The sequence below is a fragment of the Burkholderia sp. JPY481 genome (genome assembly GCF_038900515.1).
Lineage (GTDB): Bacteria > Pseudomonadota > Gammaproteobacteria > Burkholderiales > Burkholderiaceae > Paraburkholderia > Paraburkholderia youngii.
The window spans coordinates 199,761-224,605 of record NZ_JAYMRT010000011.1 but is presented as its reverse complement, the minus strand read 5'-3'; the positions used below and the strand labels follow the sequence as shown (position 1 = coordinate 224,605).

Genomic DNA, 24,845 nt, shown 5'->3' with positions numbered 1-24,845 from the left:
CCTCACTCGTCGTCGCTGCCGGGTTCACGCTGGTGGCCGTTCACGTGCTGCCCATGCGTACGGTTGTAGCTCTCGATGGCTTCCCGTGCAAAGCCGATCTGATGCACCGTGACGTGCTCGCCGTTCTCGGCACGTTGCAGCAGCCGGAACGCCCAGCGGATGCCGCCGCCTGCCGGTGCGCCATGCTCGCGCAGGAGTGCGCCCGCGACGTTACGGATGCGGGCCAGTTGCTCGCGAGCCTGTTCGGGCGGCGTACGCCGGTCGTCGGTCAGTGCTGCCGCGTTCGGCGTGTACATCGTCGGCTGCGGTCGGCAAAGCTCGAGAAAGCGCGGCAGCGTCGGCGGGTTCTTTTCGTGGAACAGCGCAGCGACGCCACGGCGCAGCGCGTCGTCGTTCTGCCCCGCGAGCCCTTCGCGCCATGCCGCCTTGATTTCGTCGATATCGCCGTCGCGCCACATATCCGCGAAGCGCGAGCCATAGAGCGACGACATACGGCTGAACAGCCGTTCGATGCAATGCTCAGGAATGCTTCGCAGCATGACCGATCTCCCTGGCGGGCACGTCGATAACCTCGCCCGCATCGCGTGACTTGCGCGAGCGGCCCGTCAATCCCTCGACGGTGCGCCTGCGATCCTTCGCGCGTTCATCGAATGCTGACGATGCCGATGGATGTCCGTTCGCGTGATGCGGTTCACGCAGCCAGCGTTCGAGGATCGTGCAGACGTAAGCAACGGGGATCGCTTCAGTCGGGTGCGCGCGGTGCGCTTCGTCGCACGCATCGGTCACGACATCGGGCGTCACGCCTGCATCGGCCAGCGCGACGATGCGCGGGTTCGACGGCTGCGCGCCGGTGATGTTCGCCTTGCGCATGGCGAGCGTGATCGAGGCGGGGCCGGTCGGCGTGTGTGGATTGCGGCCGTGCTCGTCGCGCGCGCGCGCGAATGTACCACTATCCTCACTACTACCACTGGGTTTACTCCTTCCTTTCCCTTCCCTTCCCTTCCCTTCCCCACGTGCATGCACGTGCGTGCATGTAGCGGGTGGCGGCGGCAGCACCGATTTCGCCTCGCGAACGTTGATGGCCTGATGTTTCGTGAAGGCCGGGATCACGCCGTACGACTCACCTGCTGTGTCGTATCGATAAACAAATCCGGCCGCGCTCAGGGCATCGAGCACCGCACCGAATTCGCACGGATCGTTCGGCAGGATGTCCGGTTTGAGTTCTTCAGGCCGCCACTTGAAACGGCCTTCGCGGTCGGCACAACAGAACAGGCCAACATAGGCGATACGAAGCGGCAATCCACTTTCCTGTTCGGCCTGATACAGATGCCAGTGCTTGAACAGTTCGGGCTTGACCGTGCGGATGCGCTGCATTTCCAGCCCCGCTAGATCAGTCTTCACGGTTCATGAAGGGTAACGGCGCGACCCGCATCAGTGCCTGTGCGCGCTGCTCCTGATCGCGCATCTGTTGCAGGCTCATGTCCAACGTGAGACGGACCCGCTCGGTATCACGCAGGAACGTATTGAAGGCGCGTTCATAGTCCGCCAGCGTGCGCGGCTGGTTGCGACGCGGATAGAGTGTGCTCTTACTGTTCATCACGGTTCTCCCTGTCCTGATCACGAAGAACCTGCACCGCCGCGTCCTCGTATGACATACCCGTTGCGGTGTAGGCACGAACCCGGATACGAAAAGCGGAGTTCTTCTCGTGTTTCATTGCCGCCCGATTGATATTGCGAATTTCACGTTCCTCTGCTTTTGCGAGGTCATCGTCGGTCATGGAACTCTGGTGAATGACCGTTCCATCACCGCATTCGAACGTGGTCAAACGCAGGTGCTCGCGCAGGCTTTCTTCCGAAAACAGTCGTAGCTGATCAAGCGTAAGCGCGGCATCGTCCGATGTCCTGGCGATAAACGAGTCCACAATGTCCGTCGCGACAATCGACTTCGCATAGGTCGCGGTGATCTCGTCGCGCCCGAGGAAAACTGCCAGTTCCGCCGCAAGGCTGTCGCGCGGAACACGCTCGCCTCTTGCAGCATCAATCAGTTCGTGAAGTTTCGGAGTACACCGATCGACAAGCTCACGCAGTACCGCCTTTGCCTGATTCGGATGGCGCTTGCTCATGCCTGTTCTCCTCGGGTCAGTTTCGCTTTCAGGTTGACAAGCACCGCAATCCACTGATCGATATCATCGACAAGGTTCGCAGACTTGAACGCTTGTGGCTGATCGCGATAAACCTGCGCCAGCAGATCACCTTGCGCCTTGTCGATCAGACCAATACGGGTAGCGAGTTCGCTGATGGTGGAGACTTTCGAACGGACCAGGTTATCCCGCTTCTCTTTGCGGTCACGCGCTTCGGATTCCGCCGATGCCAGTGACAGGGTCTGCTCGCGTACCAGCTGGGCAAGATCGGGATGTGCGGCATCGAGGGCATTGAAGCGTTCCTCGTTACTCTCGCCCGCCCGCTTGCGCTGCTGGGCTTCTGTATATGCGTCATCGAGACTGAGCTTGCCGTCGATGACCGGCGGGACCATCTCGGGGCAAAATTCTTTGACGAGTCGGGCTTGTGACACGCGGGCGTCCGAAACTTCTTTAGTTTCTAAAGAAGTTGATTTTTTGCCCTGCTGCTTCGCCTTGCGCACAGCGACTAGCATCGCCTTCTGCCCCTTGGTGAGGTCGCGACGTTCGAGATTCGCGTCGGCGATAAAGGCGTCCTGATCTTCGCCATTGAGGATGATCGTGTGTGGCTTCACGCCCGCGATCCTGCATGCGGCGATGCGGTTGCGTCCGTCGATCACGCACAGCGTCGGTGCTCCGCCTTCCTCGATCACGCTCTCGCCGAGTACGACCGGCATGCGCAGCCCGTGGGCCTTGATGCTTTCGGCCATTGCCGCGAGGTCATCATCTGAGCGCATGGGGAACATCGCCGCCCACGGATGCACGGGCAAAGAGAAGACATCGACATCGGTCTGTTCGGGTATGGCATTCATGGTTGATTCCCTGAGTTGTCGGCGTACGTCGAGCACGGTGTCGCGCGATGTACCCAGCCGCTTTGCGATTGCGGTATTCGTTTCGCTCGGATCGGCTTCAATGGCCGCCCGGATCGCTTCGCGGTTCTTCGCGCGGTTCGTCGGGTACGTCTTGCCGTCCGAGCCGGGTACGCGTGCAACGTGACCGGCACTCATTGCGGCTCACCTTCGAGCGCGGCGGGTTCACGCTCGGCATCAGCTTCGCGCGGCGCACCGCGCAGCTGACGGGCTAGTAGCGCCCAGCCCTGCATGTAGTCGGGCCGCAAGGTCATCGGCGTAACGTCCGGGTGATTGGCGGCGGCGCAGATCAATGGCACAAATTCGAGGGGCACCTTGCGGGTCTGGTGTAGCCATGCACTGAGCTTGGCATTGCGGATGCCGATAGCCTGCGCAAGCAGCAGCTGTGAGCCGCACAGTTCAATCGCGCGGATCAGCGCAGACATGCCGGGATAGGCACGTGCAATCGCCAGTGCTTCGACGGGTCGGGTCATGTTGTCGGCCCCCTGCAATGTTGTTCAGGTGTGCTGAAACATAGCCCCGCGAATCACGCGCTTCAAGGCCACCCACGGCGAATTGCCACCTTACAGCCTTTCGATGCTGCGCTGCGTATTGACAAAATCCGGCGCTCACAGCGACGCGGGTTTGCGGGCCAACCGATACAGAAACCGATACAGGAACCGATACAAGAACAGATACAACAACCGATACAAGAACAGATACACAACGCTTACAAAGCAGCCTTTGAAAAAATAATCAAAAAATTCCTGCCTTGCTTCAGTGCGCATTGCCGTCCTATCTTTTCCTTCACGTTTTCGCCGTGACCGTGACCGGGAATCTGCACCGTGACCGCCTTCGATTTTTCGCGCCGCTCGCCATTCAGTTACCGGCGCACGTTGCGCACAGTCCCCCGTTCGTTGCGTCGGCGCTGGGTTTCGATGCGTATGCACTTCAGTGCGCCGCGCGTTGCCATTTCCTCGGCATGGCTGCCGCCATCCATGCAGTGCGACCGGAGATATACCGATGAACATGCGTGAGCATTGGTTAGAACAGCGAAGGAAAGGGGTCGGCGGCTCGGATGCCGCCGCCGCGCTCGGGCAGAGTCCGCATATGACCGCGCTCGAACTCTATTACGACAAGATCGGCGAGCGCGTACCGCGCGACATTGACGCAGACGGGCAGGAGCGCACAGACTTCGGGCGCGCACTTGAAGGCGTAGTCGCCAGCCAGTATGCCAACCGGTACGGCGTCAAGCTGCGTCGTCGCAATGCAATCATCTGGCATCCCAAGTATGCGTACATGATTGCGAACGTGGACCGCACTATCGACGGCATGAAGGCGGGCCTTGAAATCAAGACCGTTGACCAGTTCGCATTCCGGCAGAGCGGGCTGTGGGGAGAACCCGGTAGCGATCAGGTGCCGCCGCATTACCTGCTGCAATGCGTGCATTACATGGCGTGTCTCGGCTATCCGGTCTGGTATCTCGCCGCGCTGGTCGGCGGTCATCGCATGGTGCGCTATGTGATCGAGCGGGATCGCGAACTGGAACAGATGGTGATCGATGGCGAATGCCGGTTCTGGACGCACGTCGAAACACGCGAGCCACCTGAACTCGACTATCAGCACCCGCATGCTATCGATCTGCTGAAACGTCTTTATACCGGCACCGATGGCGGGACCATCAATCTCGATGAAAACGTCTGGTACTGGCACCGCGTGCGCATCGAGGCCGATGAACGCGTCAAGTCCTATCAGGCCGTCAGCGATGGGGCACGTGCGCACATCCTGCACGTCATGGGTGAGGCCGCCATCGGCCGTCTGCCGAACGGCGGGGCCTACAAGCGCAAGACGGTTCACCGCCCTGCGTATCAGGTCGAGGATTGCGACTACACCACGCTGACCTACAGCAAGCCGAAGGCCGACGCCAACCGGAGGAACGACGAATGAGTACCGAGATTCAGGAAGTCCAGACCGAGCGCTTTACGCTCACGCCGGGACTGTTGCAGCAGGTCGATCATCTTGCCGACATGATGGCGAACGGCGGCGTGGCCGTGCCGGACCATCTGCGCGGCAAGAAGGGCACCTGTTTTGCGGTGACGATGCAGGCGCTGCGCTGGGAGATGGACCCGTTCGCCGTGGCGCAGAAAACGCATGTGACCAAGAGCGGGCAGCTTGGATACGAAGGGCAACTGGTCGCGGCAGTCGTGATTGCACGCGCGCCGATCCGCAACCGGCCCAACTACGAATTCATCGGCGACTGGTCGAAGGTACTCGGCAAGTGCGAGGAACGCTCCTCGGATAAGACGGGGGGCAAGTACTACGTGGCGACCTACACGAAGAAGGACGAGGAAGGGCTCGGCGTGATCGTCAGTGCCACCTTCCGCGACGAGACAGAACCGCGCACCGTACAGGTGATGATGTCGCAGGCATACCCCCGTTTCTCGACGCAGTGGGCCAACGACCCGCAGCAGCAGATCTGCCTGCTGGCAATCCGCAAGTGGGCACGCCGCTACACACCTGATGTCCTGCTCGGCGTCTACACGCCTGAGGAACTGGACTTCGAGCCGCCGCGCTCGCGTGACATGGGACCGGCCGAGGAAGTCCCGCGCGGGAACGCCGCGGGCACGTCGCGCACCGACGCAATGAAGGCGAACCTGAAGAAGAACGCACGCGAGGCCGTGCCCACGCTCGATGACGTACTGAAGGATATCGCCGAGGCCGCAACGCCGGATGAACTTGCCGCCGCAGGCGAGCGGGCCATGAGACTGCGGACGGCCCGCGAAAAAGAGATTGCCCGCACGGCATGGGCCGACAAGCTGAACGCCGAAAAGGCCGCTACGCACGCTGCGAAAAAGGGCGAAGGGAAAGACACAGGCGAAGCATCGCGAGCGGCACCACGCGAGGATACGGCAGCGCCCATGACCTTTGCTGAAGTGATGGACGCGCTCGAAAAGGCCGACGCAACCGATGCACTTGACCTTGCGGCCGACCTGATCCGCAACGTACCGGCCGAGGGTCAGCGCGACGAACTCGAAGAATTCTATGTCGCGAAGCGCCAGAAACTCGAAGGGGCATGAAGTGCGCAGTCTTTCCATTGCTGACGCATGGACGGACTTTTCTGCTCACGTGATTCCGCTCGATGCCTCGCCCGGACAGTACTCGGACATGCGCATGGCGTTCTATGCGGGCGCGTGCGCGATTCTCGAGTTCACGGCAGCCATCGCCGAGGAATCCGATATGGATAAGGGCGTGCGTATGCTCGACCGGCTGCATGGCGAGAAGCGCGCCTTCCTCAACGAAATGGAACTGCGTAACCGGAAGGACTAGCGATGATGAACTTTACCGACCATGAGGTCATGCTTGAGCACATCAATACGCGTACGGAAAACCACGGCGATGATGAGGTACCCGTGCCACGCTCGAAGCCTCAGAACAAGCCCTTGAAGGCGACGGCAATGGCAACGGCAGTGATGACGAATAGGGGGACGCGCCATGTCATCGCGTATCAGGAAGGCGCACGCGAAGCCCCTGCCGCCTGTCACCGGCGAAGACGTGCGAGAGATTGATTCGTTCGAACCTGACTACGGTGTGACGTGCGAGGTCTACGGCGAGTCGCCGTGCGTGACGGGCATCAGGGACGGCTGCTTGGTCTACCGGTCGCACATGTGTGGCCCGCATACGTTCGGCACGGCCTACGCGCTCGACCCGGCGTTCTGGTGAGAGAATGCGGGAAGGTTCACGCAGGGACGTGCCGTGAATACATGCGAACTTTGCGGCAAGCCGTTAGCTGATATCTGGTCGAGTGAAGCCCTCGCGTGGGACTGGTTCACTGGCTATCTAACCCGCACGGTCTACTTCTGCCCTGGCTGCAAGTCCAGCCCGCAGTGCATCGAGCTTTTCAGGCGCTCGCGTGAGGAACCACAGGCTCGCGACGGGAAAATGTCAGGAAAGGTGAACGAGCTATGACAGACGTAACCAGCCCGATTGATGATCCGAAGTCGGAAAGCCGCGCCGTGCTCCAACACTCGTGTATCAGCGCCGTTATCTGGGAATGCTATACGATCACGGACACCAACGGCCGTCTCGCTACGCTCGCGGTCGTCGATCAGCAAGGCAACATTCTCGACCTCGGGCCGCAGGTCCAGCAGGAAGTCTGGGATCTGGCAATTCTCGCCTATCGAAAATATTTGGTTGGCGAAGGCTATCTGCGGATTCACTCTACGCCCGAGGGTCTGTTTCAGGACAAGGATTGGTAAAAAAGATCATCGAGGATTTCCGTGGAGAATAGGCCGGCCATGCGCGGCCATCACGATCAATCTCCAAGGGGCAGCTCGGCGCGCTAATTCGGACGTCGCATGTCCATGACTCACTCGGCGAGCCTTCTGATCATTGGGAAGGGCCGCTGAGCATCAACCGATAGCCCTCGCCCTTCCAAAACCATGTCTAGGCGTGTGCGTTAAAAGGCGTGCTGCTTGATACCAGGACGGCTTGAGCAAGAAACTGGATCAGCTCGATGTCGTCAGAAAGCTGCTCCGATTCATGCGTAAATGGAAGAAGAAGATCTATGTTTTCGTCCCTCGAGTCAGCTTTCGTGTGAACAATCTTACAACGAATGTCGTATATTCTGTCAGCAACATCGTTCCTAAGATCTGCAGATTTGTTCGCTAACGGGATCTTGTGGTAAGGGAGTGACTTGGACTTTGTGAGAAAAAAGTTCTTCGTTATCTCATCTTCCTCGAAATACCGACGCAATGCATCCGGGTCAATGCACTCGTTTAGTGTTGCACGAAGCTGCGATCTTTCATCGCCGTATGCCCCGCTTCGACTGACGTAAATCGCCGCGAGCAGTCTTGCAATGTCAGCATCGCGATCAGATCGAAACGTCGGGTCCTTAAGTATCCCTTTTAGTTTGCGTTGCGCCTCTGATCTCGAATAGATCGGAAAGTAAAATTCGACTACTTGATAAAACGCCAAAAACTGTAATAAAGGCATGCTGTCAGCGCTTCGCGCATACCAGTAAAGCGACATCGGCGCACTATCGAACTGCGTTTTAGGGTATTGAAGCTCGACCTGGTCAGTAGTTCGTGGGATGGCTCTTTGCCGCGAACGTATGCGCTTTCTCTCGCGTTCCAGTACTAATGGAGTGTCGGTGAGCAGATCTAACTGAAACAAGACTGCCCCCGCGACCTTGTTCAGCAGTGACAAGGCGTCGTCGTGATTCGACAGATGACAACCAGAAAGCTTCAAGGTCGGTTTGAAACGATTATGTACGCGGCAAAGCTCGAGATAGGCATTCGTAGCCAGGCTAATCTCGATGTGGGGCATACCTGGCCTGTCTGGCGGCACGGTTATCGCCTTGGTGCCTTCTGAGCCAGGCTTCCAATCACCACCAAAGATGCGGCGATATGTGTAAGTCGAAGGTAGAAAATTTTGCACCGCGGGCTTGATCCCTGCCTCGACGGTCCCATCAGCATAGGAGCAAATAGCCTCCAAGCCGGATAGAAAGACGTATTTTTCAAACGGAATCGAAAGCAGACCAGAGATATTATGAGTCGCTACGACGATGGGGCGTTTCCATCGCGCACAATTCATTTCCATCTTCAATCTTGGCGACCCGTTGAACGGTTCGATAGATTCAATTGGGATATTTGCGGTTTTGCACCGTGCTTCTAGTTTGACTTTAGCTTCTGCGAAATCTTCACGCGCCGGATTTGACTGGCCTGGCTCGTCATCAAATTCTGTGTCTACATCGGACATTACAGCTCTCCCCGGAAGTCTCGCCAAAATTAAGGAATTGCCCGCTGAAGACGGGTATTGTAGTTTGCGATTGTCCGCACCGAAGCTTACGGACGACGCAATTCTATCCGCGACAACTGGTTGGGACAACCTGTGTGGCGATACTTTGCGCGCTAGTGCGGATCGCCGCCTCTCTCAAAGCTGCTGATGCAGACAAGGATAGACGCAGGACGGATACTTAACCGCGGAGAAAATAGAGCGACTATCAGCAGCCAAACGCCTCGAAGTGAACGATCCGATCAGCGCCACCGAACGCTTTTTTTGGCGTTCGCAACAGACAGGATTAGTGCTTATTCAATTTCTTCTTTGCCGAAAAAATCGCTCTTTTCTCTATCGCAGTTGTCACAACCGCCCTTGCTGTTTTCAGAAACAACTCACCATTCCCTCCATCCATCCCCTCCCTCTTTAACATTCCGGCAATTTTGTAAGGAACGCTGGACTGGATATCATCGACACGGCGCAACCGGCTCAAGAGAATTTTGAGGTGGTCCCAAAATTCAATTGTGGAGAACATTGCGTCTACCTTCTTTATGTTACCCTCAACCTCATAAAATTCTGGTATAACCCTTTTTCCGCGTATTTTGTGCCACTCAACTAGTTTATCGAAATTCCCATCATTAGGTTCCCAAAACCGTTGATTTTTCTGCCTGACCTGCGAAGGAGATGCGAATGGGCGTGTTTGTATGGGGGGAGATGCTGAAGTCTGTTCCAAACGTGGTTTGGTCGGGCATCGTCGGATCGCTGATTACTGTTATCGGGGTGCTGGCAACGAATGTTGGGTTGTCCCGTCGGCACGCGCAACAGCTGAAACATACGGCCGACGAAAATGCCCTTAAACGTCTGCATGACGCGTCGGAGAGTGCGCTAGACCGAAGAATGAAGCTCAAGCGCGACGTCTATATTCCCGCGATCGAAGCTTTGTATACGGCATCGAGTTCCATAGGAGCGATGGCCGATCCGACTGTTCCTCGATCGGAACTTCAGGCAAAGTTCGTCGACGCTGTTGGATTAATTTCAAAAGTGAATGCCGTCGCCAGCCTGACGACGGTTGCAGCTGCCGGCGCTCTATTGCAACAGGTCATGGCCCTCAATATTGAGCTATCAGCCAAACGCAGCGCTATCGAATTAGCTCACGATCAGCTGCAGGTAAATGGACAGATAGTGACGCGATCTGTTGAAGACCATGCGCGGTGGGTCCAAGTTCAAACGTCGATGTTGTTTGAAGGCCCCCCACAAGCCGAAAAATGGAATTTTGTAGTAAATCAGATCGCCTTTCATCAGCGGCAAATCGATCAGTGGACGGCGAAGCGATCGGCTAGCTCCCGTGAACTTCAGATGGCTCAACTAGATTTTCTGCGGACTATGGCCCTTTCGCAGCCGAAACTGACTGACGTCTCTATCACGGCGAGTATCGCCTTGCGGAGCGAACTAGGTATGTTAGACGATAATCAAGATCAGCTAAGACGCACGTTAGCCGAGAACGGCGAACAGGCACGAAGAGCGCTCGAAGAAGTTATTCGCCGCGTGGAGCACGAATTGAGCATCAGCAAATAGACTCCGTTGTAGCCATCCTGTCATCTACAATTAGAAGCTGCGCATCGCCTACCGGACGCGCGGCTTGCGCGACGGTCCACGCGCTTTGTGCAGGGTCTCCGTGCGATCCTTGCTGGCCCCGATCAGTTCACCGGTCGAGCGGTCAATATCGAGACCTACCACCACGCCGCGCTTCGACGTCAGTTGCAGGTGGATGTGATCGCCCTTCAGGTCAAGCCCCTTCGTGAACAGCTCGATGCGCTCGAAAGTGTCCTGCATCAGTCTCCGTGCCTTCATGCGCGCATCGTCATCGAGTTCGATTACCGCATCAATCAACCCGGCCCACTCGTCCGCCCGCGACGGGTGCGCCTGCGTATTGACAGCCAGCTCGCGCTCCAGATCGCCCACCGCGCGTTCGGCTTCCCTCTTCTGTTTTTCCGTCTCGCGCATAAGCTTGATATAGCTGGCGGGCGCCGCCTCGTCATCTTCGAGTAGCGCGTCGGTAAATCCCTTCAGCTTGACTTCGAGCTTCGTCACGACCTTGCGCTTCACGACGAGTTGCGCCATCAGCGGGCTAACGATGTCGGTGCCTTGCTGAAGGTGCGTGAGCTTCAGCGGGTCGGCGCAATATCGCATGATCGCGCGCTCGACCGCTTCCGCCGAACAGCTTGTCACTACAGCCGTGCAGTGCTTACCTTTTTGCTGAAATTGAGCGCATCGCAGATAGCGCGTATACGTATGCTGCTTACTGGCGTCGCGCTTTTTCCTATTCTGGTGCTGTGAAACAACGACTGAGCCGCAATAACCACATAGCGTGATGCCCCACCCGGTCACGATAGGCGATACGACGCTCTTGCCCTTCCGAAAGCCACGTTTGGCAGCCAGCGCCTGCAATTCATTAAACTCGGATTCCGTGATCAGTGGGGGATAGTATCCGCGCAGAGTGTACGTTTGACCGCACGTGGTAATCACCTTTTCGCCTATCAGCGTACGAGACGTAACCTTTCGATTAATGGCTGTAACCGGATAACGCTCACTCACGGTAAGCCCCTCTTCCGCCAGCCGTTGCGCAGTCTGGATACCACCGTATCCCGCACGATAGAGAGACAGAGCCCGCCTCCACGCCTCGGCCTTCTCCGGTATGAATTCAAATTGGGCAAGCTTGCCGGGATTCTCTAGGTAACGCAACCATGACGGACACGAGCACGGTCCGCCAACCAGTCCGCGAAACGTCCCATTAATCCACTGCTCACACCGCTTGCGGAAAGCGTCCGAGACAAGTTGACTTTTGCGCTCACTTTCTTCGTGCGCGCGGATCATCGAGAGCACGCTGTAGATGAGACTCATCGGGTCGGCGCGCAAACTATCGACGTTATATTCGCGATTGTCCGTCGCGGTCACGACGGTGATTCCGGCATTGACGATGCTGGCCAGCTGCGCCTGAGCATCCAGCGCGCTTGCGCGTGAAAGCCGGTCGAAATTTTCGACGATAAGGACCGAGCCCCACGGGATGCGACCCTGCTCAACGGCTTTGAGGAATGCGCCGAGCGCGCCCTTTTTGACATGCTTCTGGTGATACGCGCTCAGACCTTCGTCGCGCATGGTTAGCGACTCGTCCAGTTCGAGGCCATGCGAGGCCGCCCACTTCGCGGCGTACTCTGCCTGACGCTCGGCGCTGGTCCCTGCCGCCTGCTTTAGCGAACTGAACCGGGTGTAGCTGTAGACCCTACCGGGGGGATGGGAAGGCGCGATTTTGCGCGCGGCTTGACGTGCGGTTGCCATCTGGATTCGACCAACAAAGAGTGGGAATCCTGAGTATATATTCAATAACCGCGAGCTTCGCCGCGGTATACCAAAGCAGCGACCACGTGAATACCGCGCGCCGCCCGAAGCGATCCGCGAGGAAACCGCACGCAATCGTGCCGATAAACAGGCCGCTGAACAGCGCGGCGATGAAACTCGCGACGCCGGTCGAGCCGAACAGGCCGCGCGTGGTCGCGGTCAGCAGACCGCTTTTCACGAGGCCCGGCGCGACATAGCCGGAATACAGCAGATCGTAGAGTTCGAAGAAGAAGCCGAGGCTCAGCAGCACCACGAGCTTCCAGATGGAGCGCGTGGCGGGCAAGCGGTCGAGGCGTGCCGAAATGCTGCCGGCGTCGAGCGCTGCATGGCCCGCCGCCTGAGCGGCGGTGCTGCGGGCGCTGCCGGCCGCGTCGGTGGAATGCGCCGCGTTGCCGCCGCTGCGCGCGACGGACTCCGCGTGATCGGGGGATGCCATGTTGTCTGTCTCCTTCTGTTGCGACTGCTTTTACGGCGGCGCTGATCGCTCGCCGCGGCCAGTCCGATGCCGGCCTTGCGTTTGGTCGCGCGTCGCACGCGCCACGTTGCCCCGGCCGGAGTTCGGCCAGCATTCTAGCCGTGCGCGCGCTGCAATTGTTCGAACGTGGTGATTTTCCCGGCCAGCGCGCTCGCCGCGACCGTGTACGGGCTCGCGAGCCACACGTCGCCCGGCCCCGAACGGCCAGGGAAATTGCGGTTGATCGCGCTGATCGTCACCTCGTCCGGGTTGGCCGATTGTCCCGGTCCGCAGTTCGCACACGAGCCGCAGCCAGGCATCACGAGCGTCACGCCCGCGCGCTCGAACACCGGCAGATAGCCCTGCTCCTCGCAATACGCGCGCACCGCCATCGTGCCGAATTGCAGATACAGACGCGTGCGCTCGGGCACGCGCAAGCCGTGCTCGACGCCCCAGCGCAGCACCTCATGATAGAAATCGAAGTCCTCGCGCTTGCCCGCGGTGCACGAACCGCCGTACGCGATATCGATCGCGACGTCCTGTTCGAGCCGCGGCGCCGCCACGCCGTTGCCGGGATCGCCCGGCCGCGCGAGCATCGGTTCGATCGCGTTCGCATCGATATGAATCGTGTCGCGATAGGTCGCGCCCGCATCGCTTTTCATCCAGCCTTCCAGCACGAAATCGACGCCGCGCCGCTCCTTCAGGAACGCGACCGTACGCTCGTCCGGCTCGACGATGCCGGTGAAACCGCCGAGCTCCGCGACCATGTTGGTCAGCGTCGCGCGTTCGTCGATCGACATCGCGCGGACCGCCGCGCCGCCGTATTCGAACACGAGGCCGATCGCGCCGCCCGAGCGGATCGCTTCCATCCGCAACAGATGCAGCACGACGTCTTTCGCGGTCACGCCATCGCGCAACCGGCCGTCGATCTCGATGCGCAGCGTCTCCGGCACCTTGCAGCGCACGTAGCCCGTGACCCAGCTATTGGCGATTTCGGTCGCGCCCGCACCGAACGCGAGGCAGCCGAGCGCGCCCGAATGCGGCGTATGCGAATCGGTGCCGCACGCAACCTGCCCCGGCAGCGCGTATTGCTCGGCCATCAACGCATGACAGATGCCCTCGGAGCCGGGCACGCCATCGAGCGCGCCGTGCGAGCGCACCGGGTAGTCGCGCGAAAACGATGTATGGCCTTCCATCAGATTCGCGACGCCCAGCAGCAGACCGTCGCGCACGTGCGGGATGCTTTGGGGCGCGAGCACCAGATGGTCCTGGAAAGCGATGATGTGATCGGGCGCATGCAGCGGCGCAGGCTTGCCGAACGCGCGATGCATCAGATGCGCGCACATGCCGGTGAAATAGTCGTGGCCGAAGCGCCAGTCGGCGGCGATGAACACGCCGTCGCCGCGCTGCGCGCTCGCGGTGCCGGGATGCAGATGACGGTCGATGATTTTCTCGACCAGCGTTTTCGGCTCGGCGCCCGGCGCGTCGTTCGGGGCAACGCTCGTGCGCTCTCGCGGCGCGGGCCAGTCCGCGAACTTGCTATACGCGAGCAAGCCGCCGCTGCGGATGATCTGCTGGGTGAGCGCGTCGCGGCCTTTCAGGAACTCGTCGATCGGCACCGCTTCGCCCGCTAGCAGGCGATCGAGCACGGAAAAATCCGTCGTGGTCAGAATGCCGATGTTGTCGCAGTTCTGCTGATAGATGCGCTCGAAGCTCTCTGCAACGATCAGCCGGATGCCCGCCGACAATTCCGCGAGCGGGCTCGATTCTCGCGATGAGCCCTTGCCGTAGCGCTTGCCCGCCACGGTCACGCGAAAGCCGCCGTCCTTCACCGCATTGCGGCCGATCGGCAGACATTCGCCCGCCTTGAAGCCGACGTACGGATACTGGCCGAGGCGCTCGTCGTAGGTGAGCATCACGGTGACCGGCGTGATCTCGTCGGTCGACACGTTGTCGCGCAACAGCCCCGCCGTCTCGCGCGTGAAGTTTTCGCCGGCCAGTTGCGCCTCGACCACGGCCGGGTCTTGCGACAGGTACAGCACGCGGCCGTCCGAACGAATCGTATCGCTCATCACTGCGTTCTCCTTGCGCCCACTATACGGCGCGCAAGGCCGATGCCGAAGTGCCGGTGCGGCAACTCTGCCGTCTCGTTTCGCGAATGCTCGATTTCGGAGCCGCGTCGCGGCGTGCGTGTGACGGACTGTCTAAGGCTGATTGCCGAGGAACGACACCAGCGCGGCCGCGCTCGCGCTCAACTGCTCGCGCGCCTTGAAGATGATGATCAGATGGCGCTCCGCCCACGCATCGGCAAGCGGCAGCAGCCGCACGTCGAGCGTGTTCACGTAGAGCAGGCCGACTGGCTCGGGCACGATCGCGATGCCCAGCCCCGCATGCACCATCCGGCACAGTGCATCGAGACTGCTCACGCGCATCCGCACGTCGAGTTGCCGGCCCGCGCTCGCCGCCTGCTGCGCGAGCAGACGCGTGAGCGCGCTTTCGCTGCGCAGGCCGACGAAGCTGTCGTGCAACAGATCGTCGAAGCTCACCCGTGCCGCGCTGGCGAGCCGATGCCCGCCCGGCACCAGCACCGCGAGCCGGTCCTGCCGGTACGGCACCTGCTCGAACGCCTCGCTTCCCGCGACCGGATTGCAGATGCCGAAGTCCGCGCCGTGTTCGTCGACGATACGCAGCACGTCCGCGCTGTTTTCTTCTTCAAGCTCGATCGATACATCCGGGAACGCGCGGCCGAACGCGGCCACGTCTTCAGGCAGAAACTGCACGATCGACGACAGATTCGCGACCACCCGCACGCGCCCTTTGACGCCCGTCGAAAAGCGCGACAACTCCGCGCTCATCTGCTCGATATTGCCGATGATCGCGAGCGCGTAGCGCAGCACGGTCTCGCCGACCGGCGTCACGGTAATGCCGCGCGACTGCCGCTGAATCACCGGCAGGCCGATCATCGCCTCGATCTCGGCGATGCGCCGGCTCACCGCCGACGACGCGATGAACTCGCGCTCCGCCGCGCGCGCGATATTGCGCTCCTGGCAAACGGCGACGAACAGACGCAGCGAAGTGAGATCGAGTTTCTTGAGCAGGTTTTCCATGGGACGAGGCGGCGGGTCTGACGACAATGGCGGCGGATCGCTGGAATCGTGGCCGTTATCGTCTCACGGCACGCAGGGTTGCGCCATGGTACCGACCGCGGACCTCACAACGCATCATGAAAGATGATGCCGACCGTATGCCGATGCCCCGAACGCAGACGGCTCACGCCATGCCGCAGATTCACGCGATACGGTCCACGCGTGCCCTGCACCGGCCGGCTGTTCACGGTGAACACGACCGCGTCGCCCTTCGCGAGCGGCACGACTTCGGCGCGCGATTGCATGCGCGGACGCTGTTCGGTCATCACGAACTCGCCGCCGGTGAAGTCGCGCCCCGGTTCCGACAGCAGCACCGCGACCTGCAGCGGGAATACGTGTTCGCCGTACAGATCCTGATGCAGGCAGTTGTAATCGCCTTCGCCGTATTGAAGGATCAGTGGCGTCGGCCGCACCTGGCCGGCGTCATGGCAGCGCCGAATGAATTCCGCGTGCTTCGACGGATAGCGCACGTCGATGCCCATCGCCCTGTTCCAGCGGTTCGCGACCGGCACGAGGTGCGGATACAGCGCGCCGCGCAAGCCGTCGACGAGCGGCGGCAGCGGATACGCGAAGTACTTGTATTCGCCGCGGCCGAAGCCGTGGCGCGCCATTACGATGCGGCTGCGATACAGCGCATCGCGTGGATAGAGCGCGCTCAGCGCGTCGCATTCGCGCGGCGTCAACAGTTGCGGCACGGCGGCGCAGCCGTATTGATCCAGATCGTGTTCGATGCGCGGCCAGTCGAGGGCGTCGACGCGTTGGTCGATGGTTTGGGTAGGAGCGATTGCGTTCATCGTCGATGAGTGGGCGGCCGGGCTCATTGCCCGCGCCATGAAAATAGACAGTCGATGAGCTTAGTGTACGAGCGTGGCGGCGGGAAAACACTCCGGGTCTTGCGGTCAAATTCGGCAGCACTGCACGGGCGGACGATTCACGCTACGCTGTCGGTATCGTTGCGGCCGCATTTGCCGGTCGCGTCGCACTTCATTTCGCCAGGGACAACCATGAAACAGCAGCTCACCATCGATTTTGTTTCCGACATCGCCTGCCCGTGGTGCGCGATCGGCCTGTCGTCGCTGCAGCTCGCGCTCGCGCGGCTGCAGGACAAGATCGATGCGCGCATCGTCGTGCATCCGTTCGAACTGAATCCGCAGATGGGACCGGACGGCGAAGACATCGTCGAGTATCTCGGCAAGAAATACGGCCGCACGGCCGCGCAGATCGCCGAAACGCAAGCGATGATCCGCGAACGCGGCGCGAGCGTCGGCTTCGATTTCGGTCCGCGCACCCGCACCTACAACACGTTCGACGCGCACCGCCTGCTCCATTGGGCCGGCCTGAAGGGCCAACAGTTGCCGCTGAAGCTCGCGCTATTGCGCGCGTATCACGCCGACGGCAAGAATCCGAGCAATCATGACGTGCTGGTCGAGGCGGCACAGTCGGTCGGACTGGACGCCAGTGAAGCGCGCGAAGTGCTGACGAGCGACGCGTATGCCAGCGAAGTTCGCGAAGCGGAAAAGAACAATCAGGAAATGGGCATTCAATCGGTGCCATCGATCATTTTCAACCGCCGCTATCTGGTGACGGGCGGCCAGCCGGTCGAGCAATTCGTGCAGGTGATCGAGGAGATTCTGGCAAAAGAGACGGCCTGAGATCCTGCCAATTGCGAACGGAGCCCACATTGCTCGCGCTGACGGTTTTAACAAAAAGAAGCTGGAACGAGGTGCCCCGATGGGGGCTGATAATCGGCGGCGCCGCAATCATGTTTTTCGGGCAGATCGCGCTGGTATTCGCTCAATACGCGCTGTGGGGACCGCCGGCGCCGCATAAAATCCCGCTCGCCGATAAGCCGATCCCGGTCCAGCTGTTCTTTATCGTGATCCTGATGCCGTTGCTTGAGACGATCGTCGGACAATGGCTGCCCATACGGCTCATTAACGGCGTTTTTCGTTTGTCGTGGCGGGTTGCCGCGGTGGGGTCGATTGCGTTGTTCACGCTGATGCACGGTTACGTCGATCGTGCGGTCGTGTCGATTCTGTTGGGCGCGGTGGTACTGGCGGCGGTATTCATCGTCGAAGCGAAGCGTAAGGGACGACCCGTTCTGAGCACCTGGCTCACGCATGCGCTCGCGAATGCTTGCGTGTTGTCGCTTCAACACATTTGAGCAAGGATGGCTCAGGCCCATTGGCCAAGCCATCGCACTCAACTTAAAACCGCTTACAGATAGCTGCAAACGTAGTCGAGCGTTTCGACCACATCGATATCGAAGCGGCTCTTGCCCGGCACCGAAAACGATTCGCCCGCGCCATAGGTCTTCCACTCGTCGCTGCCGTCGAGACGGATACGGCATTTGCCCGCCTGCACTTCCATCAGCTCCGGCGCGTCGGTGCCGAAGTTCAGCGTGCCGGGCAGGATCACGCCGAGCGTCTTGCGCGTGCCGTCGGCGAACAGCACGGTGTGCGACACGCACTTGCCGTCGAAGTACACATTGGCTCGTTTGACAACAGAAACCTGGTCGAATTGCGTTGCAGCCGTCATGGCGGTCTTCCTCTGGGTCATCGTGAATGGATGCGTTGCGGCCCGATGGGCGCGGCAGACGGCGCGCGATCCGCGCAAGCCGCCCGCGCGGCGTTCCGGTCCGGGCGCGAGCCCGCCATCATACAGGCTATTGACGGCGCCAATACGGTAAAGTCTGCCTCAAGCATATCGACACAGAGCCGGGGACGTCCATGCGATATCGCTGGCGAATCTCGAGTACTGCACGGTCATCACCACGACCGCATTAGCCGGAACCCATCTACGGCCAATTCCCGGTACAGGAGGGCATGTGAGTAAAGTCAGCGTGAACAGCATAGTGGGCGCAATTGCCGCGGTAACGATTGCGCTCGGCACTGCGACCTGTGCGAATGCACAGACTAGTGGCGGCATGCCGAACGATGCTTCCGCGCAAAGCCAGTCCATCGCGGCGTCGCCGGCTCGCAACAGACCCGATAGCGAGCTCGCGCGCGACGTGCGGCGCGCCCTCGCACGCACACCGAACCTGCATTCAACGGCGATTCACGTGCAGGCGCGCCGTGGTGTCGTCACGCTGACCGGTTGGGTGCCGCAGCGCGCCCAGGTGCAACGCGCGGGCAGTGTCGCGAGATCGGTGCGCGGAGTCCGGCAGGTGACTAACCATCTGAACGTGCGCACGAGAGGAGCGAGCGGCCATTAGCGCAAAGCGAATAAAAGAAAGTACTCAGCCCGGCACGAATGCGCCGGGATGAGTACTTTCAATCGATGCGCGAGAGTTCGCCGCAATCCCTCAACGCCACATACGGTAGCCATACACCGGCGGCGCGCGATACGCATAAACGCGCGGCTGCGCCCAATAGACCGGCGGATGATAAACCTGATAAGCGACAGGCGCGACCGGTTGAATCACCGTTTCCACGACCTGCGGCATTTCTTCGTATTGCGCTTGCGGATAAACCGGCACGTACTGCACGGGTGGCTGCGGATAGTCCTGACGCACGTACACCGGCTGGTTGTCGTAGACCGGTTGCATCTGCGCGTAGGCCGGCGCCTGCTGGTATTGCATTGGCGGCGGCGCGTATTGCGGCTGCTGGTACATCTGCTGATATTGCTGTTGCGGCGGCGGCGCTTGCGGCATCTGACGCTGCGCGTACTGCACCGGCTGCGGCTTTTGAGGCTGCGGCGGAATGCTCGTGTACTTCGAGTTGTCGCCTTCGGGGACGCCCGGCGGCAGCGGCGGCACGTCGACCCGCGCGACGTCGGTCTTCGCGGGTTGCCGCTGACCGTGATTGTGCGAGTCGATCATTGCCTGGTAATCGGCCTGATCCTGCTTGCCGCGATTGATATAGCCGTTGCGGTATGCGCGGGCCACGTCCGACATCTTCGCGTTCGGATCTTCTTTCATGCCGTCCGCATTGACCTTGTACTCGTTCGGACTAAGCGAGCCGGCCGGCACTTCGTCGCCGGACGCATACGCCGCTTCGGGTCCGTCGGCCCACGCTGGATAACACAGCAGCGTTAGCACCGAAGCGACCGTCGTCACCCCGAGCCCCCAAAGCGCACTTGTTCTCATGATCCACCTCGCGGCCGATTAAGAGTGTATTGAAAGCCGAATTTTTTACTTGCAGGCGTGGCTATTTCTCTGCGCGTGCAATTGTTATTTTCTAGCACATTCCTTTGACGCCGGCATTTTTTTTCTTTGCAAATGAGCGGTGTAGCGCACGACTGACACGGCGGGTCGCAATGCGAGGCAGGAGAAACCCTGAGAGTCAAAGTTGCCGAAATGGACCGCCTGCTACGGCGACTCCGCACGCCGCAGCGAAGCAATTCTTTTTGCCATGAATGACGTGGCACCTACACGGCCTCTTAGCGCGCCGGCCCGCATCGGACACTGTGCGACAACTCGGCTTTCCCTATTGCGCGACATGCCGTTCTCTGCTCGCGCGAAATTCAAACAATATGCATAAAGGACGATCAGCAAATTCAAGTTGAATACCTTCCGAAAGATTCGCGGATTACGATCTACTTTATCGTTGCACGCGGCATTCGCTTTGCTGAGTACGGACATTTCCACTCTGCCCCGGAGGCAGCCCATGAAAGACTCCGTCACGCCACCCGCCGCGGATCGGGTTCCGCTGACCGCCGCGCCTGCATCGAGCGCCGGTGAAGACGGCTCGCGGCTGCATCTGCGCGAGATCGCATCGTTCGCGCATCAGGTGACCGGCGTAGCCGTCGCCGCGGACGGACGCATTTTCGTCAACTTCCCGCGCTGGACAGAAGACGCGCCGATCTCCGTCGGCGTACTCACGCCTGATGGCGACGTTCGTCCTTACCCCGACGATCGCTGGAACGGCTGGCGCAACGCCAGGCGTGACGAGTTGAACCCGCAGGATCGCTGGGTCTGCGTGCAGGCCATGCTGTGCGATTCGCAAAACAACCTGTGGGTACTCGACCCGGGCGCGCCGGCCCAGTCCTTCGTCGTGCCGGGCGCCCCCAAACTGGTCCGCATCGATCTTGCGACCGATAGCGTCGTCGGCTGCATTGCGTTCACGCTCGAGATCGCGCCGCAGGGCAGTTATCTGAATGACCTGCGCATCAGTCCCGACGGCCGGTTCGCCTATATCACGGACTCGGGAACACGCGGCGCGATCGTGGTGGTCGATCTCGGCACCGGTCAAGCGCGCCGCGTGCTCGACGGGCATCCAACGACGCAGATGGACCCGAGCGTCACCGTGCATGCAGGCGGCGCACCATTGCGGCGTCCCGATGGACGCGGCGTCGAATTCTCGGCCGACGGCATCGCGCTGACTCGCGATGGACTGTATCTGTACTGGCAGGCCTTGAAGGGCAAAACGCTTTATCGCGTGCCCACCGAAGCGCTTCGTGATACCGCGCTCTCGGCCGACGAAGTCGGCAACCTCGTCGAGAAAGTGCTCGAACATCACCCCGCCGACGGGCTGCATATCGACCGCGCGGGACGCCTGCTGATCACCGCGGTGGAAGAACACGCGGTGAAGGTATGGGACGGCACGAGCTTGACGACGCTGCTGCACGAGCGCGGCCTGCGCTGGCCGGATACGTTCGCCGAAGGGCCGGACGGCACGATCTACCTGACCGATTCGCGCATTCCCGAGATGAACTGGTTCAAGCCGGGCCATCCGGACGCGCTGCCTTCGAGATTGCTGATCATCGCCGACGCCGCTCCCTCAGCGTAGCCGGACGCCAAACCGGGCACGCGCAATGCTAGTGGAGGAAATGGAGCTGGCGCGTGCCAGCGCGCCTGCCGTGCATTCACGCGCCAACTGGCGCCGGGGGTCGAGGGATGATCGGCGAAACCTCATACGCAACGCACTGCCCGCCTGAACACGGACAGCCGATGGAGAACGTCGCATGACGATCGGCTGCCCCGAATGCGGCGCGCTCGAAGACATCCCGCCGCTCGCCGCAGATACCTACGCGCGTTGCCGCGCCTGCCACTTTCCGCTCGAGCGGCGTAACGGCCGAAGCCAGGCCGCGGCGCTCGCCTGCGCGAGCGCAACCTTCGTGCTGCTGTTTCCGGCCAATCTCGCGCCGCTGATGTACGTGCACATGCTCGGCGTCGAGCACTCGTCAGTGCTGTCGTCGGGCATCGTGCAGATGTGGAACGACGGCTGGTTCATTCTCGCGGTACTGCTCGGCACCTTCGGCATCGTGCTGCCCTTCGTCCGCTTTGGCGGCCTCGTGGCAGTTCTCGTCGCGCTACGGCTCGGCTGGCGTACCAGCGCAATCGGCGCGCTGTTTCGCTGGACCACCTCGCTCGATATCTGGGCCATGCCGGACGTCTATCTGGTCGGCTGCTTCGTCGGCTACGCGCGCGTGACGCAGAATCTGACCGGCACGATCGCCCCGGGCGGCTACTGTTTCATCGCCGCGGCGCTGCTGTCGATGCTCACGCGCGCATCGCTCGACCGCAGAACCGTGTGGCGCGCGATCGCCACGGACAACGAGCTGCCTGAACACGAAGCGCCGCTGTCCTGCACGGTTTGCGATCTGGTCGTGCCGATGTCGCAGGAGGGCCGTCCATGCCCTCGCTGCGGGCTAAGATTGCGCGCTCGCAAGACCGACGCCGTCGTGCGCGCGGCTGCGCTGTCGCTCGCCGCGCTCGTACTGACGATCCCGGCCAACGTCTTTCCGATGACCAGTTCGATGCAACTCGGACAGATCCAGTCAACCAGGGTCATCGACGGCGTCTACGAGCTGTTCCACGTGGGCCTGTGGCCGCTCGGCATCCTGATCATCTGCACGAGCATCGTCATTCCGGTGGCGAAGATCGTCGGCATGGGCTGGTTCATCGTCTCCGTGCGGCGCCGTTCGCGTCGGCATCTGCGGGTCAAGGCGCATCTGTATCGCCTGATCGACGAACTCGGACGATGGTCGTTCGTCGACGTCTTCACGATCGCCGCGTTCGTGCCGCTGATCCAGTTCGACGGCATCGCGTCGGCCAGACCCGCGATCGGCGCCACCGCGTTCGCGCTGGTCGTGTTCCTGACGATGGCCGCTTCGCGCGCATTCGACCCGCGCCTGATGTGGGACGTCCACCCGCGGAGCAAGCGATGAGCGGCACGCGTCCCCGTCGTTCGCAAGCTCAGGTGCGGCGCAGCCCATGGCCCGGCTGGATCTGGGCGGTGCCGATCGCCGCCTTCGCGATGGCCGGATGGCTCGGCGTTCGCGCGCTGACGCATCAGGGCGAGACGGTCACGGTCATCTTCGACAACGCGTACGGCATGAAGCCCGACGATACGATCGTCACGCTGCGCGGCGTGAAGGTCGGCGCGGTCTCGGAGATCACGCTCGCGCCCGATGGCCAGCACGTGCAAGCCGAGCTCAAGATAGATCGCGCCGAGAAAAAGTATCTGCGCAGCGAGACGAAGTTTTTTCTGCGCGGAGCCCACGTGGACCTCAACGACCCAGCGTCGCTCAAAGGCATGTTGTCCGGCCCCGAGATCGTGATGGAGCCCGGACCCGGCAAACCGGCTTCGCGTTTCGACGGAGTCGATCGCCGCCCCGCGCTCGCACCGGGGCACGGCCCGGTCGTCACTTATCTGGTGCGCTTCGACGGTGCGGTCGGCGACCTGAAAAGCGGTGCAGATGTGCAATTGCGCGGTTTCGATGTGGGCACTGTCACCAGCGTGCGGCTGAACTACGACGCACGCACGGGCGCGCTAAGCACCCCGGTGCAGATCGCGCTGAACCCGTCGCAGCTCGGCATCGTCGGCGCGCCGCCGCCGGCCAACGGCGACTGGCGCCCGCTCGTCGACGGCATGCTCGCCCGCCTCGTCGCCACGGGCTTGCGCGCGCGCTTGTCGCAAGATCCGCCGGTCGTCGGCGCGGACAAGATCACCCTCGACTTCGTGCAAGGCGCGCCGGTCGCGACGCTCGCCAGCGAGGGCGACCTGCCCGTCATTCCGAGTGTCGCCGCCGCGAATCTCGACACGACGATGGCCAAGGCCAACGAGGTGATCCAGAAAATCGACGATCTTCCGATCCGGCAAACCGGCGAACAGGTGCGCAGTATCGCCGCGCATATCAACGCGCTCAGTTCCTCGCCGCAAATCAAGGACAGCCTGACGCACATCGACCACTCCGTCGCGCAGATCGATCACACGTTGCAGCAGGTGTCGCCGCAAATCGGTCCGCTCGTCGCGCAACTGCGCGACACGGCGAGCGCGGCCGATCGCACCGTTGCCGCGGCGAACCGTACGTTAGGCGGCGATGCGTCGAGCCAGAGTGATCTGCCTGCCGCGATGCAGGAGCTGACCGACACCGCGCGCTCGATTCGGGCACTGGCCGACTATCTGGACCGCCATCCCGAGGCGCTGATCCATGGCAGGCAGCAGGAGACTCAATGATGACGAGGTCCACGCTTCGCATCGGACGCGCCGGCGAGGCATCGCTCACGACGCGCGTTTGGACGGCGGCGTTTGTCGTCTGCGTCGCGGCGATGACGCTCACCGGATGCGGGCACAGCATACCGACGCGCTATGTGACGTTGAACCCGATGCCCGCCGACGCGCCGCCAGCCACGGCGCCGATGCAACCGATTCAGCTGACCGCCGTGCATATTCCGGCGGTGCTCGATCGGCTGGAAGTCGTCACGCTGGCTTCGCAAAACCGCCTGACGATCGACGACAGCGACCGGTGGGGCGCACCGCTCGCTCAGATGATGCGCAAAACGCTTGCCCAGGACTTGCTCACGCGGCTGCCCGCCGGGTCGTTCGTCGTGCCGGACGCGCCCGCGCCACCCGGCACGCGCAGGCTGGTCGTCACCGTGCTGAACGCGGCGGCCAACGCGAGCGGCACGCTGACCTTGCAGGCGGAATGGACCCTGTTGAACGGGCATTCGGATCAGGTGCCACTGCGGCAGCAGGTGACGCTCGACTCCGCGATGGACGGACACGATGCGTTCGCGCAGGCGGCCGCGTTGAGCCGCATTCTCGCCGACCTGGCCGACCGGATCGCGGCATCGGTCGTCGCGCATTGACCGAAGGGTTCGAGC

General features: G+C 61.3%; 27 protein-coding genes and 1 pseudogene. 13 read left to right on the top strand and 15 right to left on the bottom strand.

Annotation, left to right across the window (positions count from 1 at the left end; translation table 11 throughout):
• Positions 1–2: 2 nt before the first annotated feature.
• Genes VSR82_RS25265 through VSR82_RS25240 form a run of 6 tightly spaced genes read right to left on the bottom strand, consistent with a single transcriptional unit; the run spans position 3 to position 3,519 of the window.
• Complete coding sequence (locus VSR82_RS25265) at positions 3–539, bottom strand: hypothetical protein (protein ID WP_498858157.1); 537 nt, start codon at positions 537–539, stop codon at positions 3–5.
• Positions 520–1,401: a hypothetical protein gene (locus VSR82_RS25260; RefSeq protein WP_498858156.1), complete on the bottom strand. Its 882-nt coding sequence runs from the start codon at positions 1,399–1,401 to the stop codon at positions 520–522. Before VSR82_RS25260 ends, VSR82_RS25265 begins: the two co-directional genes overlap by 20 nt.
• Positions 1,391–1,597: a hypothetical protein gene (locus VSR82_RS25255; protein WP_498858155.1), complete on the bottom strand. Its 207-nt coding sequence runs from the start codon at positions 1,595–1,597 to the stop codon at positions 1,391–1,393. Before VSR82_RS25255 ends, VSR82_RS25260 begins: the two co-directional genes overlap by 11 nt.
• The gene (locus VSR82_RS25250) at positions 1,587–2,123 is read right to left on the bottom strand and encodes a hypothetical protein (protein ID WP_498858154.1); all 537 of its coding nucleotides are present in this window, start codon (positions 2,121–2,123) and stop codon (positions 1,587–1,589) included. The genes VSR82_RS25255 and VSR82_RS25250 overlap by 11 nt, the downstream gene beginning before the upstream one ends.
• Positions 2,120–3,184 (bottom strand): ParB/RepB/Spo0J family partition protein, encoded by a 1,065-nt coding sequence (locus VSR82_RS25245; protein WP_498858153.1) that lies wholly within the window; start codon positions 3,182–3,184, stop codon positions 2,120–2,122. Before VSR82_RS25245 ends, VSR82_RS25250 begins: the two co-directional genes overlap by 4 nt.
• A complete protein-coding gene (locus VSR82_RS25240) occupies positions 3,181–3,519 on the bottom strand; it encodes a YdaS family helix-turn-helix protein (protein ID WP_498858152.1) in 339 nt (112 codons plus the stop codon). The genes VSR82_RS25245 and VSR82_RS25240 overlap by 4 nt, the downstream gene beginning before the upstream one ends.
• A gap of 529 nt (positions 3,520–4,048) precedes the next feature.
• Here VSR82_RS25240 and VSR82_RS25235 point away from each other — a divergent pair.
• From VSR82_RS25235 to VSR82_RS25215, 5 genes are all read left to right on the top strand, one after another.
• Positions 4,049–4,972 carry a YqaJ viral recombinase family nuclease gene (locus tag VSR82_RS25235; RefSeq protein ID WP_498858151.1) on the top strand — a complete coding sequence of 308 codons (924 nt, stop codon included), beginning with the start codon at positions 4,049–4,051 and terminating at the stop codon, positions 4,970–4,972.
• Positions 4,969–6,102 carry a RecT family recombinase gene (locus VSR82_RS25230; protein WP_498858150.1) on the top strand — a complete coding sequence of 378 codons (1,134 nt, stop codon included), beginning with the start codon at positions 4,969–4,971 and terminating at the stop codon, positions 6,100–6,102. Before VSR82_RS25235 ends, VSR82_RS25230 begins: the two co-directional genes overlap by 4 nt.
• A 1-nt stretch (position 6,103) precedes the next feature.
• Positions 6,104–6,352: a hypothetical protein gene (locus VSR82_RS25225; protein ID WP_498858149.1), complete on the top strand. Its 249-nt coding sequence runs from the start codon at positions 6,104–6,106 to the stop codon at positions 6,350–6,352.
• Between the two features lie 165 nt (positions 6,353–6,517).
• The gene (locus VSR82_RS25220) at positions 6,518–6,745 is read left to right on the top strand and encodes a hypothetical protein (protein WP_498858148.1); all 228 of its coding nucleotides are present in this window, start codon (positions 6,518–6,520) and stop codon (positions 6,743–6,745) included.
• Between the two features lie 242 nt (positions 6,746–6,987).
• Positions 6,988–7,281 (top strand): hypothetical protein, encoded by a 294-nt coding sequence (locus VSR82_RS25215; protein WP_498858147.1) that lies wholly within the window; start codon positions 6,988–6,990, stop codon positions 7,279–7,281.
• Between the two features lie 187 nt (positions 7,282–7,468).
• On the opposite strand, the gene VSR82_RS25210 is transcribed toward VSR82_RS25215, so the two are convergent.
• Positions 7,469–8,782, bottom strand: a complete 1,314-nt coding sequence (locus VSR82_RS25210) for a hypothetical protein (RefSeq protein WP_498858146.1) — start codon at positions 8,780–8,782, stop codon at positions 7,469–7,471.
• A gap of 322 nt (positions 8,783–9,104) precedes the next feature.
• Complete coding sequence (locus VSR82_RS25205; RefSeq protein WP_498858145.1) at positions 9,105–9,335, bottom strand: hypothetical protein; 231 nt, start codon at positions 9,333–9,335, stop codon at positions 9,105–9,107.
• A 155-nt stretch (positions 9,336–9,490) separates the two neighbouring features.
• Here VSR82_RS25205 and VSR82_RS25200 point away from each other — a divergent pair, with 155 nt between their 5' ends.
• Positions 9,491–10,375, top strand: a complete 885-nt coding sequence (locus VSR82_RS25200) for a hypothetical protein (protein ID WP_498858144.1) — start codon at positions 9,491–9,493, stop codon at positions 10,373–10,375.
• 48 nt (positions 10,376–10,423) lie between these two features.
• Here the strand turns inward: VSR82_RS25200 and VSR82_RS25195 are convergent, their stop codons facing one another.
• The 5 genes and pseudogenes from VSR82_RS25195 to VSR82_RS25175 form a co-directional block, all read right to left on the bottom strand.
• Complete coding sequence (locus VSR82_RS25195) at positions 10,424–12,136, bottom strand: recombinase family protein (protein ID WP_498858143.1); 1,713 nt, start codon at positions 12,134–12,136, stop codon at positions 10,424–10,426.
• 46 nt (positions 12,137–12,182) lie between these two features.
• A pseudogene (locus VSR82_RS25190) lies at positions 12,183–12,632 on the bottom strand (MFS transporter); the annotation flags it as partial.
• Between the two features lie 134 nt (positions 12,633–12,766).
• The gene (locus tag VSR82_RS25185; protein ID WP_498858142.1) at positions 12,767–14,722 is read right to left on the bottom strand and encodes an aconitase family protein; all 1,956 of its coding nucleotides are present in this window, start codon (positions 14,720–14,722) and stop codon (positions 12,767–12,769) included.
• Positions 14,723–14,854: 132 nt separating this feature from the next.
• Positions 14,855–15,757, bottom strand: a complete 903-nt coding sequence (locus tag VSR82_RS25180) for a LysR family transcriptional regulator (protein ID WP_368582394.1) — start codon at positions 15,755–15,757, stop codon at positions 14,855–14,857.
• Positions 15,758–15,861: 104 nt separating this feature from the next.
• Complete coding sequence (locus VSR82_RS25175; protein ID WP_429455767.1) at positions 15,862–16,590, bottom strand: 2OG-Fe(II) oxygenase; 729 nt, start codon at positions 16,588–16,590, stop codon at positions 15,862–15,864.
• A 210-nt stretch (positions 16,591–16,800) separates the two neighbouring features.
• Here VSR82_RS25175 and VSR82_RS25170 point away from each other — a divergent pair, with 210 nt between their 5' ends.
• Both VSR82_RS25170 and VSR82_RS25165 read left to right on the top strand, forming a co-directional pair.
• Entirely contained in the window at positions 16,801–17,448 is a 648-nt protein-coding gene (locus tag VSR82_RS25170; RefSeq protein ID WP_410849432.1) for a DsbA family oxidoreductase, read from the top strand.
• A gap of 29 nt (positions 17,449–17,477) precedes the next feature.
• Complete coding sequence (locus VSR82_RS25165) at positions 17,478–17,960, top strand: CPBP family glutamic-type intramembrane protease (protein WP_429455768.1); 483 nt, start codon at positions 17,478–17,480, stop codon at positions 17,958–17,960.
• Positions 17,961–18,013: 53 nt separating this feature from the next.
• Here VSR82_RS25165 and ppnP read toward each other — a convergent pair whose 3' ends face one another.
• Entirely contained in the window at positions 18,014–18,334 is a 321-nt protein-coding gene (gene ppnP / locus VSR82_RS25160; protein WP_008917257.1) for a pyrimidine/purine nucleoside phosphorylase, read from the bottom strand.
• 289 nt (positions 18,335–18,623) lie between these two features.
• Between ppnP and VSR82_RS25155 the strand changes: the two genes are divergently transcribed.
• Positions 18,624–19,010 carry a BON domain-containing protein gene (locus VSR82_RS25155; RefSeq protein WP_429455769.1) on the top strand — a complete coding sequence of 129 codons (387 nt, stop codon included), beginning with the start codon at positions 18,624–18,626 and terminating at the stop codon, positions 19,008–19,010.
• A gap of 90 nt (positions 19,011–19,100) precedes the next feature.
• Here VSR82_RS25155 and VSR82_RS25150 read toward each other — a convergent pair whose 3' ends face one another.
• Complete coding sequence (locus tag VSR82_RS25150) at positions 19,101–19,883, bottom strand: hypothetical protein (protein WP_429455770.1); 783 nt, start codon at positions 19,881–19,883, stop codon at positions 19,101–19,103.
• A gap of 520 nt (positions 19,884–20,403) precedes the next feature.
• Between VSR82_RS25150 and VSR82_RS25145 the strand changes: the two genes are divergently transcribed.
• The 4 genes from VSR82_RS25145 (at position 20,404) to VSR82_RS25130 (ending at position 24,830) form a co-directional block, all read left to right on the top strand.
• Positions 20,404–21,525, top strand: coding sequence for an L-dopachrome tautomerase-related protein (locus VSR82_RS25145; protein WP_498858141.1), 1,122 nt, complete (start codon positions 20,404–20,406; stop codon positions 21,523–21,525).
• A 175-nt stretch (positions 21,526–21,700) separates the two neighbouring features.
• Positions 21,701–22,906 carry a paraquat-inducible protein A gene (locus VSR82_RS25140; protein ID WP_429455772.1) on the top strand — a complete coding sequence of 402 codons (1,206 nt, stop codon included), beginning with the start codon at positions 21,701–21,703 and terminating at the stop codon, positions 22,904–22,906.
• On the top strand, positions 22,903–24,198 hold the full coding sequence (locus tag VSR82_RS25135) for an MlaD family protein (protein ID WP_429455773.1): 1,296 nt from the start codon (positions 22,903–22,905) through the stop codon (positions 24,196–24,198). Before VSR82_RS25140 ends, VSR82_RS25135 begins: the two co-directional genes overlap by 4 nt.
• Positions 24,195–24,830 (top strand): PqiC family protein, encoded by a 636-nt coding sequence (locus VSR82_RS25130; RefSeq protein WP_429455774.1) that lies wholly within the window; start codon positions 24,195–24,197, stop codon positions 24,828–24,830. The genes VSR82_RS25135 and VSR82_RS25130 overlap by 4 nt, the downstream gene beginning before the upstream one ends.
• Positions 24,831–24,845: the final 15 nt, after the last annotated feature.